Below are 15,567 nucleotides of genomic sequence, written 5' to 3' on the forward strand. Positions count from 1 at the left end.
CTATAAAATATTATAAATTATATTTTATAAATCACTCATTAAAAAATTTTCTGCCTCTTTATTTCCTAAAAGAGCTGCTTTCTTTATATACTTATATCCTCTTATTGAATCTTTAATTACCCCATAACCAAATTTATAACATTTTCCTAATTCAAACTTAGCTTCTACTCTTCCTTGTTTTGCTGCTCTTTCTAACCACTTAACTCCCACTCTATATCTCTCTTCTTTTCCAGCCTCAATATAATATTTCCCTAATTCATATTGAGCATTTTCATTTCCTTGTTCTGCTGCTATTATTAAATGTTTAATACCTTCTGAGAATTTTTCTTCTTTTAAATAAAGTTTTCCTAGTCCATACTCAAGTTTTGCTTCTTCTTTAGAAATAATTATGGCTTTATTTTCCTCTATTTCACTCTCTATTAACTTCTTTTCTAAACCTAAATTTAATTCTTCCAATATTTCTATTTTACACTTTAATAATTTATTAAAAATATCTTTCAATGATATTTGGATATTTGTATTTATTCTATTTTCTAACATAATAAAATCTAATTCTTCTTTTCTTAATTCTCCATTGAATAGAATATTTTCTATTATTTGCAACAATATATCTACAATATAATTATTTCTAAAACTACTTATTTCTATATAAATTTTACTTAAGTCATTTGGTGTGATGTTCTTAATATCTTTAAAAAAATCAATGATATCTATTTTAACATCGTCAATTATATCCATTTTTTTCATATTTTCTTCAAGTGATTTTACTTTTTTATTATCTAATTCTTTGATATTATTTTCATCAATCTTAGATAAAATCATACAAATAGCAACTAAAAAATTAGTATGAGTGTATGTTCCTAGCCTTATCTCATCAATAAGCATATAAAAATTATCAATGCTATCAACTTTATTATTTAATTTTTGAGTAAGGTTAATTAGTTTTTCATTTAACTTCTTCACAAAACTCCCCATAATATACTTTGTATTATAGAGTTCTTTATATATATTATTTTGCTCTTTAATTAAATTATTGATATTTCTACTCAAACTGAGTATCACTCTCTGTTCTACAACCTGCCTTTTGTATAATTCAGAAATGACATCTATCATATAAAAATTTAATTTCTCAGAATTTTCTTTTATTTCATTTTTACTTAAAGTATTTTTTCCTGTAACAGTCTTTACCATTCTTTTAAACCAGCTTTGGTTTTCTATTGTCTGTAATTTTTTATTACTGTCATTCATCAAAGAAATCATTTCTACTGTTACTTTTTCTATATTTTCTTTACTTTCTTGTATAAGATAATTAACATCTTCTTGTAAAACTAAATTATCCATTTTATCTCCTTTTTAAATTGAACTATATAATTTTTCTAATGCAGAATCTATATTTTTATTTTTTTCTCTCAAGTTATCTGTTTCTTCACTTAGCTGAATACGTTCTTTTTCATAAGCTACTGCCTCTTCTATAAAGTTTTCATATTCATTAAATGAGATGAGCATTACTTTAACAATATCTTGATATGCATTATTTACATCATTATAGTACTTTGCCTCAGATAGTATTTTTTTGTATTCTCCTTTTCCAAAAGCTGGCGCAACTATTTTATTTAAAGTAGCAGATATTGCTATAGATGCTGGAATATTTATTAATTTAGTCATTCCCAAAACAGTAATTTTAGCAGCAACAGGTATCATAATACCAGCAGTTCCAGCAGATACAACTGCTGAACTTCCTCCTGTTTTTAAAATTTCTTTAAAATATTCTTCCTTGGTAATCTCACCATTTTTAAATCTTCTATATGAAAAAATTGTTTCCAATCCTAATCCTAAAGCTCCTCCCATTATCCCTGCTTTCCCCATAGTCATACTTATATTTTTCCAGTTGTAATCAAAATTTATATTTCCGACTTTAGCATCTTCAAAACGTTTTTCTGCTGTTTTTTTCCCCTCTTCAGCATTCATAAATCCTTCTGTTTTATATCCTTTATTTCTCGAATATTCTACTTTTTCACTATTAGTAATAACTATGGCTGTTTTTGGAGTATTAGATAAATCTGGATTTGCTTTTCCATAATATGCCTTATTTTGAAATGTATTTTTTATTTTTTCGTTAAAAAATCCTTTTTCAACAATATCTACCCCTTTTTGAGTTGGATTTGTCCCTAACTCAAATTTTGAAAAAAAATTACCAAATTTTCCTCTAAGGTAATTAACATAATCCCATTCATATCCTTTCCCCTGAATGTTTTTTATCCATTCTGGTTTTTCGGTAAAAAGAGTTTTTATAGTTTCAACATCTGTTAATTTTTTAGGAAAGTTAGCCTTTAACCATTGCCAAAACTCCACTTCATTTACAAGAGCTTCAGATGTTTTATATGCTGCCATTCCTGAAATAAAATTATTTGTTACTTTTGAAGCAAATATTTCGCTGGTATCTTTACACATTTCTAAAATTTCTTCTGCTGTTATATTGTTTTCATTTTTTATCATTCTATATCTTACCCTCCCTACTTAAATCTGTATTATAAAAAATTGATTTCTTATATTCCTTTACAACATTCAAAAGCCTTTTTAAATCGTTTTATTTGTCTAGAATCTATAGGTAGTTTATCAAAAACTGCCAATTCATTTAAAATTTCTTTAATTTTATTTATACTCATTTTATCTAACTTCTGTATTTCTTCCTTAATTTCATCTAATGGGTATTTAGATATATAAATACCTTTTATAACATCTTCTATTTTTTTCTTTTGCTCATTATTAATAACAAGATAAAGGTCTTCTAAGTACTTTTGAGCTTCTAGTGAAATTTCATTATCATGTATAAAATAAATTAATCTCACTATTATTTCTAAATATTTCTCATTACTTTTTATTCTATATAATGTATCCTTGTATAAAATATTTTTTGCTTCTGCCTTTTCATATCCTTGTCTATATGAAATTATTTTTTCTTTCTTTAAAACTTCTTTTTTAACTTCATATACTTCACATAATTTATTTTCTAACTCTCTTACTTTTTCTTTATCTAAATTATTATTCTTCTCTTTTCTTTTTATAGTATTCATAACTCCTGCTGTTGTTGCTATTGCTGTTCCTATTCCTAATATTAACGGTAATGGCATGATATTCCTCCTGAATCTCCCAATAAGAAAATATTATTTTGATATTTCTCTCCCACAGTTTGGACAGAATTTCGTATTAGAATCAATCTCAGTACTACAGTTCTTACAATATTTTTTCTCAGTAGTAGAAACTAATGATGGTTTTGCATTTTCTTTTGTTTTTTTCAATTTTTCCTCTATTTTATTAATAATTCCCATAGAATCTTTTGGATAAGCTATTACAGTAAATGTAATTCCAAATACTACTGAAGGTATAATCCATATTAATTCAATAATTCTTGAAATTCCACTTTCTCCCAACATCATAGAATACATTCCCATAGTTCCATTTAGCATAGCAATCATTAAATTAATTATTAATGGAAATATAACTGAACAAATATGAATTCCATAATTAATAAAAATATCTGTAATAAAATTTTGTGGCATTTTTTCATAGTAATTTTGTTTAAATATTTCACATAAACTTATAGCTGCCATACTTCCTAAAAATATTGTTAAAAAAGTTAAGCTTCTTGTCCAAATAGATGTCCCATCTATTAATAAAAACATTCCTATAAAACTTGTTATTACTGATAATATAACTGAATGAACAAATAACATCTAATCCCTCCATTTTTTACTTATTATTAGTTTATTATAAAAAACTATTCAATAGAGCAGAATTATCTGCTCTATTTTATTATTTGACTTCTTTATCTTTTAGATATTCTTTATATTCAGAAATAAATGTTGCAACATTTGTATGATAAATATCATACATGTTAATTTGAGTCATTTTATGATATTCAAGAATATCGTTTACTGCAATTCCATATAAAGTATGAAATGAAATCATCATAGGATCGTTATCTTTCATTTGAATCCATTTCTTCTGCTCTATATGATATTTATATACCTTATTTAATTCGTTATTTAATCTAAATATTGGAATAGTAATATCATCTCCACCTTCAAATAATCTTCTATTGACTTGAACTGTACTATTTCCACTCCAATCTTGTTCAAATTGCATTACATAATAAGATTCCTTTTCATTAAAATCAGGCTCTTTATCATAATCAGCTACAAATCCGTAGTTTTCATCTTCAAAAGTTGCAGTCCATAACTCTGGATATTTCTTGACAGAATTTATCAAATCTTCCATTTGTTGATTACCAAAAGCAATTTCTATTTGATATCTTGGATCATCTTGTTTTTTAGCTTTTCTTTGATTATAATCATCTAAAGTAGGAGCAGTCCAGAAATAGACTCTGTCACCTGAAGGTACATTTTGAAAACTAACTCCTTCAGTATATTGAGATTTATTAGAGTAATCTTTATGATTTAGTATTCCAGTGAATGGATATTTTTTAAATCCATTATCCATTAATTGAGATTCAGCATTTGCTAATTCAGTTGGATCTATATATACACCAATTTTCTTTTTAGATAGTTCTTTAAGTGCATTCTCATTAAAATAACTTAATTTGAATTTTGAATTTCTATTGTATATATGTGCAGAGTATAGGTTTTTTACAAATCTATTAGCAATATGTTGCTCAAACTTAGGTACTGGATTTGGTGCAGGAGCAAATGGACTAACTGTAGTCTCAAAAGTAACATGGTCTAAATACAATAGAGTTAAATCCCATATACTTTGATTTATAACAAAATCCACTCTGTAAACAAATTCATTCATACTTAATACAGTATACCCGAAGAACTTTCCTCCTATTAAATATCCATTCAATCCTAAACTTATTATTTGTCCATTATATTCTCCAACAAATTTAGAATCAATATATCTTCCATTTAATATAAAACTTTTTTCATTATTCTTATTCATTTGGTATCTAACAATTTTAGTTGGATTTGCTAAAGCTTTAGCAGAGTTATTAATTTCATTATAATACTCACATTCTTCTAAAACTTTACCATGTACTGGATCATCTACAAATACAGACTTATTTCTTAAAACCCAATCTCCTCTCATATTTTTCATGTAATATTCGGAAGTTCCATCTACTAGAACTCCTTTATCATATATACCTTCAATTACTGTTTTCCCATCAGGATCTAAATCAGTATATTTTGCATTTCCATGATAAATACCATCTTTTAATTCCACATATCCTTCTTCTTTTAAAAGTGTGCCTGTATAAGGTTTCCCTTTATAAGTTTGAAATGCTCCAATAGTTTCATTTTCTTCCCACCCCATATTAGGATCATCCATTTTTACTTTGTTTGGCATTCCACATCCAATAAACATTATCATCACTAATAACATTCCTAAAAATTTATTTCTCATTACTTTCCTCCTCTAATTTTTTATATTTTATTTAATATAACTTTTATGTTACAAACTCTATCTCTTTCATTTCATAAAGATATTGTTGATTCTCTATCTTCACTTTTAAATAGTTATAACCATTTTCTCTATCTCTTTCTAATTCTATTGGAATTCCATCTAGTAATTTTTTTCTATAATATATCTTTATACTTTTGTTTTCCTTTACTGCTTGTTCTATCCGCATAAATAAATCTCTATTTATTGTCCTTTCTCTTATTGAAGGATGAAGATTGGCATATGTCATGAAAACTTTATTCAAAAATATACTCTCCTTTTCCATTTTCTGAAACTTCATCATTTCCTGAAATAATTCTGTATTAATATCATTTAAATTAAAAGATATAGTTTTTCTTTCATCTAGAAGATCTCCTCCTATTTCAAGAAGTTTTTCAAAACCTAACCCTTGAATTATAAGGTTGTATAAAGTTTCCTTTCTTAATTTAAAATATTGAATATCCATATATATAACTTCATGAATAAGTTTTGGCAGTGATACTCTTACTTTTTTTCTCATTAAATTTCTCCTTAAAAATAATTATCATTTTATTATATAATTTTTTCCAAAGGGCAAAAAGAGAAACCTTTTTTCTTAAAATCAATTCAATTATTTAATTCTGGTTTCGTTTTAAACAAATTATTCGATTCTTTTTTTAATTAAATTTGTTCTCTTCATGAGAACTATTAATCCTTTTATAGAAAAATAGGACAGAAATTTCTGCCCTATTTAAAGATATCCTTTCATATAAACTTTTAAAAATTCTGCTATTTCTTCATTATCATTTATATTCAGCTTCTCATACTTTATATAAAATATATAAAGTGATTGTAATGTAATATCTTTCTCTATATATGCTCCTGTTGTTTTAAAATATCTATACAGCTCATTATAAAATACTATCTTTACTGCTCTTTCAAATATATCTTCTTTTTTTAAGCTTAGTATATAATTCCTAAATTTTAAATATTCTTCTGTTATCCTATCCATGATTCACCCCTTATGCTATAAGTTTGGTACAAGCCTTTATTATTTCTGTGTCCTTAGCCTTATCCTTCAAGTACTTTATATAATTATGGTCTTTTTCATATATCTCTTCCAATGTCATTCCTTTATATTTCCCAAAATCAATTACAATTCCATTCTTTTTATTTTCTCTTTCTTCTTTAAAATTAAGTTCAAGTTTAGGTTCTGTTATAAATACATAGCCTTTTCCCTGCTGTTTTATTGGAAACCACATATTCTTTGCATTATATAGATATCTTCCTATTCCAAATCCACTTGAAGCTGTTCTTTTAAAAGCATTTGATATTCCTCCTTTTACTGATTCAAATTCTGTTACTGGTGCTCCATCTTCCTTTGTAACCCATTTATCATTTATTTTTATTGATAAGGAACATATAAATCCTGCTGTTATTTCTTTATATGATACACTCCATCCATCTACTCCAAATAAATTATCTAATCTATTTTGAATTGCTCGTGCTTGTACATATGCAAGTGCCATTCCTTTTGTCTTATCACTATTTGTTGCTCCTACTCTGAACTCAATTTCACTGTCTTCAAATGGTTCCTGCAATTTTTTCATTATTTCCTTTATCTCCATAACTTCTACCTCCTAATACTCTTCTGGATACATAATAGTCCAGTATTTTCCTACTATTTCATCAATTCCTTGAACTGCCCAAATCTTTTCTTTACTCTGAATTTTAAAATTCAGTTTATATTCCTTCTTTTCTTCTGGTACTTCCTGCTTATTTATTAAAGTATCTTCAGTCACTTCAAATATCTGAAAATAGTCTATATTTTGATCTGTTCTTATTTTTTCTCTAAGTATTTCCATTATTTTTGCTAATATTCTCAAATCAAGATTCTCTCTTACATTTCTTGTTAAATATATATTTTCCATTCCTATTCCTCCATCAATATATCATTTAGACCTTCATTTCCATATATAAGAAGCTCAAAGGTTTTCAGCGCAGTATTAAAACACTTTCCTAAATCCACTCCTTTTCTATATCCAGCGAGATATTTATATTTTCCTGATATGTCTAAATTAAAATAGGAACCATATATCATGGCTCCTAATTCCGCTTCTGTTTCCTCTTCATTTTTATTAATCTTTTTTCTTTCTTTTTTAAAGTGATTCATAAAATGTATAAACTCATGTGCTAAAGTTCCTGTCATAGCTGTATAATCAGTTTCTACTACATATATCTTCTCTCCATCCGTCATTCCTCTTGCTCTTCCAAGGTTTTCTACTTCTTTCACAATAGTATACTGTTCTATTATCTCTTTAGTTTTATTATATAGTCTGTCTGAATTATACTGGCTATGTTCTCCTATCTTTAAACTTGTATCTATATGTGGTATTATCACTGCATTTTCTCCTGCTTTTGTCTGTGATATATCAAATACATTACAGTATTTATATCCATATACATGTAATTCCTCCGATTCTTCTTCAAAATTTTTTCTAATAAGAGGAATTAATATTTTTATTCCTTTATTGCCTTTTGATATACAATATCCAAGTTCTTCCCATTTCTTATATCCTGCTACAAATGATGCCAGAGGATTTTGTTTATATATCAATATACTATTTCTTACACTATATGAATAAAAGTGTCTTCTCCTAAATTTTATGAATTCCTTCAGTTCCTGTGAATTATCCACAAAGTCTTTTATTTTAATATCTATTCCTGCTTTAAGCTCTTCTAATACTTTTTGGAAACTATTTTCTTTCTCCTTCATTTTATCAATCCTCCTTTTATTTTATAAGCAGATTATAGTCCTCCACAATTACTGCTCCTGCTATTTCTTCCCCATTTTTCATCTTCTGGGCTATTAATGTTTTATCAGGTGATATTTCCTGCTTTATCCTTAAACATTCTTCTGGAAGTTTTGATATATCAATAATTTCTACTTTGCTTGATTTCCTCAGATTATAGTTTCCAAGTTCTGTTTCTATCTTCTTTTTGTCTAAAAGCATGAGTATATTTTTTAGATATCCTTTTAAGGATTTTAACTTATTTTCACGATTTTTCTTTACATCTTCAAGTCTTTCCATCTCTGTTTTTACTGATATTGTTTCAAGTTCAAGATTTCTTATGTACTTAAGAATATTTGTACCTTTATTTTGCAATTCTTCTTTTAAATATTCCATGACATCTTCATAAGTTTCCTTATCTGTTTCCTGCTGATCTGAATCTAAAAATATGTCTAGTGTGTCAATCATAGCTCCTGCTATTTTATAAGTTTTCATAAGTGCCCTCCTTATTTTCTTTTTCTCAACTTCTCAATCGCCCTTATAGCTGCTCCAATAATTATTAACATTCCTCCAATAAAGTCAATAATAACCACCTCCCATTTATTTATTATTTGGGTAATATAAAAAGCTTCTGCCTATTAAGCAGAAGCTTCCTTTATTCTATTATAGAATATATAACTATTCGTATACTTTTTTTATTTCATTTTTTTCTCCATATGACTCAAATTCTATTATTAAGGAATCATCTTTATAAATATTGTTTTTTTCCAGCTCTTTTAATATTATATCTTTATCATTTTCATTAAGACAATTAATTATTATAGGATCAAGATTTTTACTTATTCTCACTTTACAAAAATTTATTATATTTAAATTTTCTATATATATTTCATAAAAAATTATATAAATTCCTTCAATTCCATTTGTGCAATAAATATTTTTATACTTTAAATTATTAAAATTAATATTTTCTATATCTCTAACAAAGAGTTCACCCATTTCATCAAGATAAAAAATTTCTGCATACATTGGAACAAGTATTTTTTTATTTTCATCATTGTCATAATATCTTTTTGATCTTTTTCTTTCTTTTACAATTTTACATAAAAAAGAATCTATATTTTGATTTTCATTTTCCTTAAAACGTTTTTCAGTTAAAATTTCTCTACCTTTTAAAATTTGTGTTCCTTCAGAAGTGTATATAACCTTTGGCTTTTTGATACTTTTTTTTATTAATCTATTATTCTTTATTTCTTGTTTATTTTCAAGTTCTGATAAAACTATGTATTTTATTTCATTTTTGAATTTTAAAAGTTTTATTTTCTCAATTTCTATTATCCTGTTTGGCTTTATTAATATAGATTTTTTTTCTTCCTTTTTTTTCAAATCTAAAAATCTAATATTTTTATCATATAATTTTTGGGGGAGAATCTCATAATCTGAATATTGTTGCTCTCCATTAAAGTTATAAATTTCAAGTTTCCCTCTATATTCACATATAAAAAAATTTTCAATTCTTTCATAATTATCAAAATAAGCTGTTTTATCTTTTTTTAGTTTTCTAAAAGTATATTTATTTTTTTCTTTTATAAAAAATGTTTTTCCATTATCTGATATAAACTCAATTCTTTGAAATTCATCAGTTATTATATTTTTTAAATCAATATTTAAAGGAATCACATCATTTTGACCTACTTTAAATATCCTTAAATTTTTTCTATTAATAGCATTATTATTTATTACAAGATATTTAACTACATATTTTTCATTTTCAGTTCCTGCATTTAAAATGTCACTAAAATCTTCTAAATTTTCTAAATCTTCTAAATTTTCTGTTGAGTTTGTTATAAATTCTGTAGCTTTAATTTTAAATAAATCAATAGTTTCATTTTTTTGCAAAACATATAAATAATACTTTTTCCCTTTTCTTGCAATTCCCACTCTAGTACAATAAAAAAAAGTTTTATACTCCCGAAAAATTCTCTTCTCTTTATCATTTCCTATTTTACTACATTCTATAAATTCCTTAACACAGTAAAAATCATCACTTAGAATTTTTTGCCCCTTATAATCGTTCTTAAATGTTAGTTTATCTTCTGGTACCTTAGTGATAATATCAAATCTTGAAAAAAAATCATTTGCGTCTCTCATTAACACCATCCCTTTTTATTTTTTGATTATTTTATTTTATAAATTTTAAGAAGTTTTTTAACTTTTAAATAAGGAAATAAGTAAAACTAAATACAATAAAGTAAATTTATTTGTTACTATTACTTTAACAGGAATAATTACAAAAAATTTTGGGAAAAATTAGGGAAAATAAAAAATTTAAATTTTTTATTTAACCTAATAAAATTGAGGTTTCCCAATTCCCAACTTTTAAAACTATATATAGTTTAGCACATATTTAATAGAAAAAAATAAAAAATTTACAAGGAGGAAAAGCAGAATGAAAGAACTTGAAAAAGAAATTCAAGAAAAAATTATTTCTATTGCTATGCAAGGAGGATATAAAAATATCTTAAATATGGCACTTGGAAAATGTTACTGTTATTCAGATGTTCTAACTTTTTTAATCTCAGCATCAACTAATTATTGTATTTTGGGACAAGGGGTGATTTATTTAGAAGATAATTTTAATGAAAATATTGATAATTCCTTTTTAGAAAATATCTCAAATAATTTTATTGAAATATCCAATCAAGAACAGTTTGAAAAATTCAAAAAACACCTAGAAATAATAAATAAAGAGCAATTAAGAGTCGAAGAGGAAAATAGAAAAAATATTGATGAACAAATAATGGAAAGTATTATTGAAGAACTTCCAAATGAAACTGAAGAAAATAGAAAAAAATTATTAACTCTAGTAAAAGATGCTGAAGGAAAAACAAAAGAAAAACTATTAGTATTAATGGATTCCGCTTATGAAATAGTAGGTTCTCAGGGAAAAATAACGGAAATTTTCATGACAAATCCTAACTTAAAAATTAGTAAAAATACTTATAACCGTAAAGAAAGAGAAAAGGTGATTAATAATGGAAAATAATAAAATAGAAGTTTTAATTAATGCAATAATTGATTTTAAAAAAAGTTTATCTCCAGAAGAAAGAAAAATATTTATTGAACAGCTTTTGTCAAGTGAAGATTTATCAAAACAAAATCTTAGCTTTGAAGAAGTTCCTTATCCTAATAATGATAAGGTTTCCTTATCTACAGTGAAAAAAAATGATTTAAAACGCTTAAAATATAATGAAACTACCACTCAAATAGAATTAGTTTTAGAAGGAAAATTTGAATATGAGGAAGACAAAATAAAATTTATATCATCATATCTAGATGAGAATCTCTATTGTTATTTTATTAAAAAAGAACAAAATGAATTCCTTAACAAATATGAAGGAAAAAACCAACTAATTCAAGCAGAAATTCGTTATACTCCAATTATTGATAAATTTACTCTCCATAATATAAAGATATATGTCCACTTTAATCCAATAGAAAATTGGATTAAGATACAGAAGAATTCTGATTTAATTTCAAAGCTTTCCAATATAGCCAAATATTTATGTATTGATGCTGAAAAACTTCTATTTTTTGAACTATGTACTTTATCATTACGATTAGTCCCATTAGTTCAAAAACATTATTTATATGTTGAGCTTGCACCTAGAGGAATTGGAAAAACTACTTTATATGAAAAACTTCAATATTCATTACAATCTACACTTTTAACTAGAGCTAATATGTTTATTGACAGTAGAAATAAAAAAAATGGAGACTTTCTTACTTGTGAAAATTCTTTCATTATTGATGAGTTTCAAAAAATCCAAGATACTGAAGTCTTTGCAATGTTGCAAATATATCATTCTGGTGATAAAAATACTGGAACTATTACTATAAACTCACAAAACAAGAGAACAATGGATATCTCTACCATATTATTAGGAAATGTACCTCAAAATATTGATTACACACATATCTATTCTCAAAAAATAAATATTTTTAAAAATACAGCTATAGTAAATGAAAATGATAAAACAGGTGATGCTTTTATTAGCAGAATAGATGGACTAGTAAATTCTGCTGGCTGTAGAGAATTTTCTCCAGATATGAAGTTAGAAGAATTAGAAAATACAGATGATTATTCATTCACATTCCTTAGAAGTCTTTGTGATGATTTAAGGGAACAAAAAATAGATATAAAAGAACTTTTAATAAGACTTAATGTAAATTTTCAAAGTAATAGCAGTCGTTCTCAAAATGCTGTTGAAAAAACTTTTGAAGGACTTGTGAAACTTTTATATCCTGAACTTATAGCCAATTTAAATATTAGAGGAATTGAAAATGAATTACTATTTCTATATGAAAAAGCAATTGAAGCCAGAAAAACAGTTGATAATATGTTGAAAATTATTAAACCAGATGAAAAAAAAGAAGATACTTTTCCCAAACTTTATAGCTATGTGAGAGGAGATATTTTAGGTATAAATGGTAACTATAAAAGTACTCCACATAGAATTCTTATAATTGATAGAGATAAAGTTATGAAATTACCTTTGGATAAAATAGGCATTATACAAAATAGAAGAGAAAAAGAGCTTCTTGAATCTTTAAATTACAAGACAGAATATACTGAAAGTAACATTTTCTCACATGAAAATTGTATTACTTCAGAGATAATAAAAAAATATTTATGTAATTTTGAAACAAATAATATTCTCAATCGTGACTGGTCAAAAACAAAGGAATACAGAGATTCTTCAATAAACTATGATTATAACTATTTAACAGGTGAGTATGAGGAGATTGATAGTGAGGAACGTGACGAAATTATTAATTTTTCATTCTATAACATAAATAAAAAATGATTATATATTATAAATTAACTAAAAAAAGATGAATAGGAGGAAATAAACATGGGAACAAGAATTTCTACAAAAAAAGCTGCCTCTCTGCTAGGTTTACCCGAACAAACACTCAGAATTTTTCTTCAACATGGTAGATTTAAAGAATTTGCTGAAGCTATAAAAAAAGAAGGCTCAAAACATTGGACCTATTATATAAATGAAAATAGGTTATATGAATATATTAAAATAAAAAGACCTGTTCAGACAGCAATCTAAACAGGTCTAAGTAAAACAAATACCAGAGTATATAACTCTCACTACAATTAGAGTATATCATCTCTGGTATTTTTAATAAAGTAATATTTTTAAAGGAGATGGTATTTATGAAAAGAGCAAACAGTAATGGAAGTGTAACCAAACTCAGTGGAAATAGGAGAAGACCATATTTAGTTAGAGTTACACTAGGTTGGAATGAAAAAACAGGAAAACAAATTAGAAAAGTTATAGGAACCTATATCACCCAAAAAGAAGCCAATAAAGCTCTTGCTGATTATTTAGATACACCATATGATTTAGAATTAGCAAATATTACCTTTAAATATGTTTATGATAAATGGAGCCAACCTAAGTATCAAAAAGTCAGTAATTCTGCTATATTAGGTTATAAATCAGCCTATGATAATGTTGAAAAACTACATAATATGAAGATAAAAGATATTAAAGCTAGGCATTTACAAGAGGCTATAGATAACTGTCCTAAAGGGCTAGCTACTAAAAAGAAAATAAAATATCTATTTGGACAAATATTTGCTTATGCTATGCAAAATGATATTATCTCAAAAGATTACAGTAAATATATTGACATTGGTAAAACTCTAACTGAAAATAAAAGAGAACCATTTAATACTAAAGAAATCGAATTATTATGGAAACATTTAGATGATATAGAGTTTATTGATACTGTGTTGATTATGATTTACAGTGGATTTAGAATAGGAGAGTTACTTGAACTTGAAATAATAAATATTAATCTCACTAATAAGACTATGCTAGGAGGATTAAAAACAGAAGCTGGTAAAAATAGATTAGTTCCTATTCATCCTAAAATTTTTCCTTTAATAAAGAAGAGATATGACTCAAATGAAAAATACCTTATTGTAAACTTTAAGGGGAAAAAAATGAAATATGATAATTATTATAGAGAAAAATTTATTCCAATTATGGAACAATTAAATATGAAACATAGACCTCATGATTGTCGTCATACTTTTGCTACATTACTTAGTAATGCAAATGCCAATTCTACAGCTATCAAGAAAATGATAGGACATGAAAGTTATATCACTACTGAAAAAATCTATACTCATAAAGATATAGAAGAATTAAGAAAAAATGTAGAGCTTATAAAATAAATTTATACTCTCTTGTTATTGCAAGGGGGTATTTTTTTATAAAATATGATATCCTTAATTTTTTGCTTATAATCCTTAATTTTAGGTTTCTTTAACTCCTTCATTTTGTTACCTACCTGTTGGCTGCTTGTTACCTACAACAAAAAATTTTCTTAATTTTTTAAACACTTAAACAAATAAAAAACCCCACAAACATTGTGTTTGTGGAGTCTGTAAAATCCAACCAATTATCTTTTTGAGAATTGAGGACTTCTTCTTGCTTTTTTCTTTCCGTATTTTTTTCTTTCTACCATTCTTGAGTCTCTAGTTAAGAATCCAGCTTCTCTTAAAGCTGATTTTAAAGCTTCATCAGAAAGTAGTAATGCTCTTGCTACACCATGTCTGATAGCTCCAGCTTGTCCAGAGTTTCCTCCTCCAACTACATTAACTCTTACTTCAAATTTATCTAAAGTTTCAGTTAATACCAATGGTTGTTCTACTATTCTAGAAAGAATTTGTCTTCCTCCAAAATATTCAGCCATTGATTTTCCATTTATTTCAATTCCTTTTCCTCCAGGAATTAGTCTTACTCTTGCTACAGAAGTTTTTCTTCTACCAGTTCCTCTATATTGAATCATTTCAGCCACTGTCATTTACCCCCTATTAAAATTCTACCTTTACTGGTTTTTGTGCTGCATGTGCATGTTCTGCCCCTACAAACACTCTTAATCTTGTTAGTTGTTCTCTTCCTAATTTATTTTTTGGAAGCATTCTTTTAACAGCTAGCATTAATAGTTCTTCTGGTTTTTTATCTAAGATTTCTCCTAGTTTTCTTTCTCTTAATCCACCTGGAAATCCAGAGTGATTGTAATATGTTTTATCAGTTAATTTCTTTCCAGTAACCATTATTTTAGCTACATTAGTAACTACTACAAAATCTCCTCCATCAATATGTGGAGTGAAAGTTAATTTTTCTTTACCCATTAATTTTTTAGCAACTTCAACTGCTAATCTACCTAATATTTGTCCTTCTGCGTCGTAATGATGCCATTCTCTAACAACATCTTCTTTTCTTTGCATAAAAGTATACTTTTTCACTTT

18 protein-coding genes are annotated in these 15,567 nt (G+C 26.0%); 4 read left to right on the forward strand and 14 right to left on the reverse strand.

The genetic code is table 11. The features are described from left to right. Nucleotides 1–24 precede the first annotated feature (24 nt). The 12 genes from E6771_RS12105 to E6771_RS12160 all read right to left on the reverse strand — a co-directional run bounded on the left by E6771_RS12105 (nucleotide 25) and on the right by E6771_RS12160 (nucleotide 10,379). A complete protein-coding gene (locus E6771_RS12105) occupies nucleotides 25–1,341 on the reverse strand; it encodes a tetratricopeptide repeat protein (RefSeq protein ID WP_316091587.1) in 1,317 nt (438 codons plus the stop codon). 12 nt (nucleotides 1,342–1,353) lie between these two features. Then, nucleotides 1,354–2,496, reverse strand: coding sequence for a hypothetical protein (locus E6771_RS12110; protein WP_316091588.1), 1,143 nt, complete (start codon nucleotides 2,494–2,496; stop codon nucleotides 1,354–1,356). Between the two features lie 50 nt (nucleotides 2,497–2,546). Then, complete coding sequence (locus E6771_RS12115) at nucleotides 2,547–3,131, reverse strand: hypothetical protein (protein ID WP_316091589.1); 585 nt, start codon at nucleotides 3,129–3,131, stop codon at nucleotides 2,547–2,549. A 33-nt stretch (nucleotides 3,132–3,164) separates the two neighbouring features. Continuing rightward, complete coding sequence (locus E6771_RS12120) at nucleotides 3,165–3,734, reverse strand: zinc ribbon domain-containing protein (RefSeq protein WP_316091590.1); 570 nt, start codon at nucleotides 3,732–3,734, stop codon at nucleotides 3,165–3,167. A 79-nt stretch (nucleotides 3,735–3,813) separates the two neighbouring features. After that, nucleotides 3,814–5,421 (reverse strand): hypothetical protein, encoded by a 1,608-nt coding sequence (locus E6771_RS12125; protein ID WP_316091591.1) that lies wholly within the window; start codon nucleotides 5,419–5,421, stop codon nucleotides 3,814–3,816. Nucleotides 5,422–5,464: 43 nt separating this feature from the next. After that, nucleotides 5,465–5,977: a hypothetical protein gene (locus E6771_RS12130; RefSeq protein ID WP_280729219.1), complete on the reverse strand. Its 513-nt coding sequence runs from the start codon at nucleotides 5,975–5,977 to the stop codon at nucleotides 5,465–5,467. A 210-nt stretch (nucleotides 5,978–6,187) separates the two neighbouring features. After that, nucleotides 6,188–6,448, reverse strand: a complete 261-nt coding sequence (locus E6771_RS12135; RefSeq protein ID WP_316091592.1) for a hypothetical protein — start codon at nucleotides 6,446–6,448, stop codon at nucleotides 6,188–6,190. 10 nt (nucleotides 6,449–6,458) lie between these two features. Further along, nucleotides 6,459–7,064 carry a Rad52/Rad22 family DNA repair protein gene (locus E6771_RS12140; RefSeq protein ID WP_316091593.1) on the reverse strand — a complete coding sequence of 202 codons (606 nt, stop codon included), beginning with the start codon at nucleotides 7,062–7,064 and terminating at the stop codon, nucleotides 6,459–6,461. A 12-nt stretch (nucleotides 7,065–7,076) separates the two neighbouring features. Next, a complete protein-coding gene (locus E6771_RS12145) occupies nucleotides 7,077–7,367 on the reverse strand; it encodes a DUF960 family protein (RefSeq protein ID WP_316091594.1) in 291 nt (96 codons plus the stop codon). 2 nt (nucleotides 7,368–7,369) lie between these two features. Continuing rightward, nucleotides 7,370–8,212, reverse strand: coding sequence for an ArdC-like ssDNA-binding domain-containing protein (locus E6771_RS12150; RefSeq protein WP_316091595.1), 843 nt, complete (start codon nucleotides 8,210–8,212; stop codon nucleotides 7,370–7,372). Between the two features lie 16 nt (nucleotides 8,213–8,228). Beyond that, on the reverse strand, nucleotides 8,229–8,723 hold the full coding sequence (locus E6771_RS12155; RefSeq protein ID WP_316091596.1) for a siphovirus Gp157 family protein: 495 nt from the start codon (nucleotides 8,721–8,723) through the stop codon (nucleotides 8,229–8,231). Between the two features lie 183 nt (nucleotides 8,724–8,906). Continuing rightward, complete coding sequence (locus E6771_RS12160; RefSeq protein ID WP_316091597.1) at nucleotides 8,907–10,379, reverse strand: hypothetical protein; 1,473 nt, start codon at nucleotides 10,377–10,379, stop codon at nucleotides 8,907–8,909. 298 nt (nucleotides 10,380–10,677) lie between these two features. On the opposite strand from E6771_RS12160, the gene E6771_RS12165 reads away from it, so the two are divergent. From E6771_RS12165 to E6771_RS12180, 4 genes are all read left to right on the forward strand, one after another. Continuing rightward, nucleotides 10,678–11,274 carry a hypothetical protein gene (locus E6771_RS12165; protein WP_316091598.1) on the forward strand — a complete coding sequence of 199 codons (597 nt, stop codon included), beginning with the start codon at nucleotides 10,678–10,680 and terminating at the stop codon, nucleotides 11,272–11,274. Then, nucleotides 11,264–13,096, forward strand: a complete 1,833-nt coding sequence (locus E6771_RS12170) for a BREX system Lon protease-like protein BrxL (RefSeq protein ID WP_316091599.1) — start codon at nucleotides 11,264–11,266, stop codon at nucleotides 13,094–13,096. The genes E6771_RS12165 and E6771_RS12170 overlap by 11 nt, the downstream gene beginning before the upstream one ends. A gap of 48 nt (nucleotides 13,097–13,144) precedes the next feature. Next, on the forward strand, nucleotides 13,145–13,351 hold the full coding sequence (locus tag E6771_RS12175; protein WP_316091600.1) for a hypothetical protein: 207 nt from the start codon (nucleotides 13,145–13,147) through the stop codon (nucleotides 13,349–13,351). A gap of 107 nt (nucleotides 13,352–13,458) precedes the next feature. Continuing rightward, nucleotides 13,459–14,487 carry a tyrosine-type recombinase/integrase gene (locus E6771_RS12180; RefSeq protein WP_316091601.1) on the forward strand — a complete coding sequence of 343 codons (1,029 nt, stop codon included), beginning with the start codon at nucleotides 13,459–13,461 and terminating at the stop codon, nucleotides 14,485–14,487. A gap of 227 nt (nucleotides 14,488–14,714) precedes the next feature. On the opposite strand, the gene rpsI is transcribed toward E6771_RS12180, so the two are convergent. Both rpsI and rplM read right to left on the reverse strand, forming a co-directional pair. After that, nucleotides 14,715–15,113, reverse strand: coding sequence for a 30S ribosomal protein S9 (rpsI, locus tag E6771_RS12185; RefSeq protein ID WP_316091627.1), 399 nt, complete (start codon nucleotides 15,111–15,113; stop codon nucleotides 14,715–14,717). Nucleotides 15,114–15,129: 16 nt separating this feature from the next. Next, on the reverse strand, nucleotides 15,130–15,564 hold the full coding sequence (gene rplM, locus E6771_RS12190) for a 50S ribosomal protein L13 (RefSeq protein ID WP_316091602.1): 435 nt from the start codon (nucleotides 15,562–15,564) through the stop codon (nucleotides 15,130–15,132). Between the last annotated feature and the right edge of the window lie 3 nt (nucleotides 15,565–15,567).

Origin of the sequence: Fusobacterium sp. (assembly GCF_032477075.1) — a bacterium.
GTDB lineage: Bacteria > Fusobacteriota > Fusobacteriia > Fusobacteriales > Fusobacteriaceae > Fusobacterium_A.

Bases quoted from the DNA above. Each gene is read 5' to 3' on its own strand.
- E6771_RS12105 (WP_316091587.1), bottom strand. From the start codon at position 1,341: ATGGATAATTTAGTTTTACAAGAAGATGTTAATTATCTTATACAAGAA.
- E6771_RS12110 (WP_316091588.1), bottom strand. From the start codon at position 2,496: ATGATAAAAAATGAAAACAATATAACAGCAGAAGAAATTTTAGAAATG.
- E6771_RS12115 (WP_316091589.1), bottom strand. From the start codon at position 3,131: ATGCCATTACCGTTAATATTAGGAATAGGAACAGCAATAGCAACAACA.
- E6771_RS12120 (WP_316091590.1), bottom strand. From the start codon at position 3,734: ATGTTATTTGTTCATTCAGTTATATTATCAGTAATAACAAGTTTTATA.
- E6771_RS12125 (WP_316091591.1), bottom strand. From the start codon at position 5,421: ATGAGAAATAAATTTTTAGGAATGTTATTAGTGATGATAATGTTTATT.
- E6771_RS12130 (WP_280729219.1), bottom strand. From the start codon at position 5,977: ATGAGAAAAAAAGTAAGAGTATCACTGCCAAAACTTATTCATGAAGTT.
- E6771_RS12135 (WP_316091592.1), bottom strand. From the start codon at position 6,448: ATGGATAGGATAACAGAAGAATATTTAAAATTTAGGAATTATATACTA.
- E6771_RS12140 (WP_316091593.1), bottom strand. From the start codon at position 7,064: ATGGAGATAAAGGAAATAATGAAAAAATTGCAGGAACCATTTGAAGAC.
- E6771_RS12145 (WP_316091594.1), bottom strand. From the start codon at position 7,367: ATGGAAAATATATATTTAACAAGAAATGTAAGAGAGAATCTTGATTTG.
- E6771_RS12150 (WP_316091595.1), bottom strand. From the start codon at position 8,212: ATGAAGGAGAAAGAAAATAGTTTCCAAAAAGTATTAGAAGAGCTTAAA.
- E6771_RS12155 (WP_316091596.1), bottom strand. From the start codon at position 8,723: ATGAAAACTTATAAAATAGCAGGAGCTATGATTGACACACTAGACATA.
- E6771_RS12160 (WP_316091597.1), bottom strand. From the start codon at position 10,379: ATGAGAGACGCAAATGATTTTTTTTCAAGATTTGATATTATCACTAAG.
- E6771_RS12165 (WP_316091598.1), top strand. From the start codon at position 10,678: ATGAAAGAACTTGAAAAAGAAATTCAAGAAAAAATTATTTCTATTGCT.
- E6771_RS12170 (WP_316091599.1), top strand. From the start codon at position 11,264: ATGGAAAATAATAAAATAGAAGTTTTAATTAATGCAATAATTGATTTT.
- E6771_RS12175 (WP_316091600.1), top strand. From the start codon at position 13,145: ATGGGAACAAGAATTTCTACAAAAAAAGCTGCCTCTCTGCTAGGTTTA.
- E6771_RS12180 (WP_316091601.1), top strand. From the start codon at position 13,459: ATGAAAAGAGCAAACAGTAATGGAAGTGTAACCAAACTCAGTGGAAAT.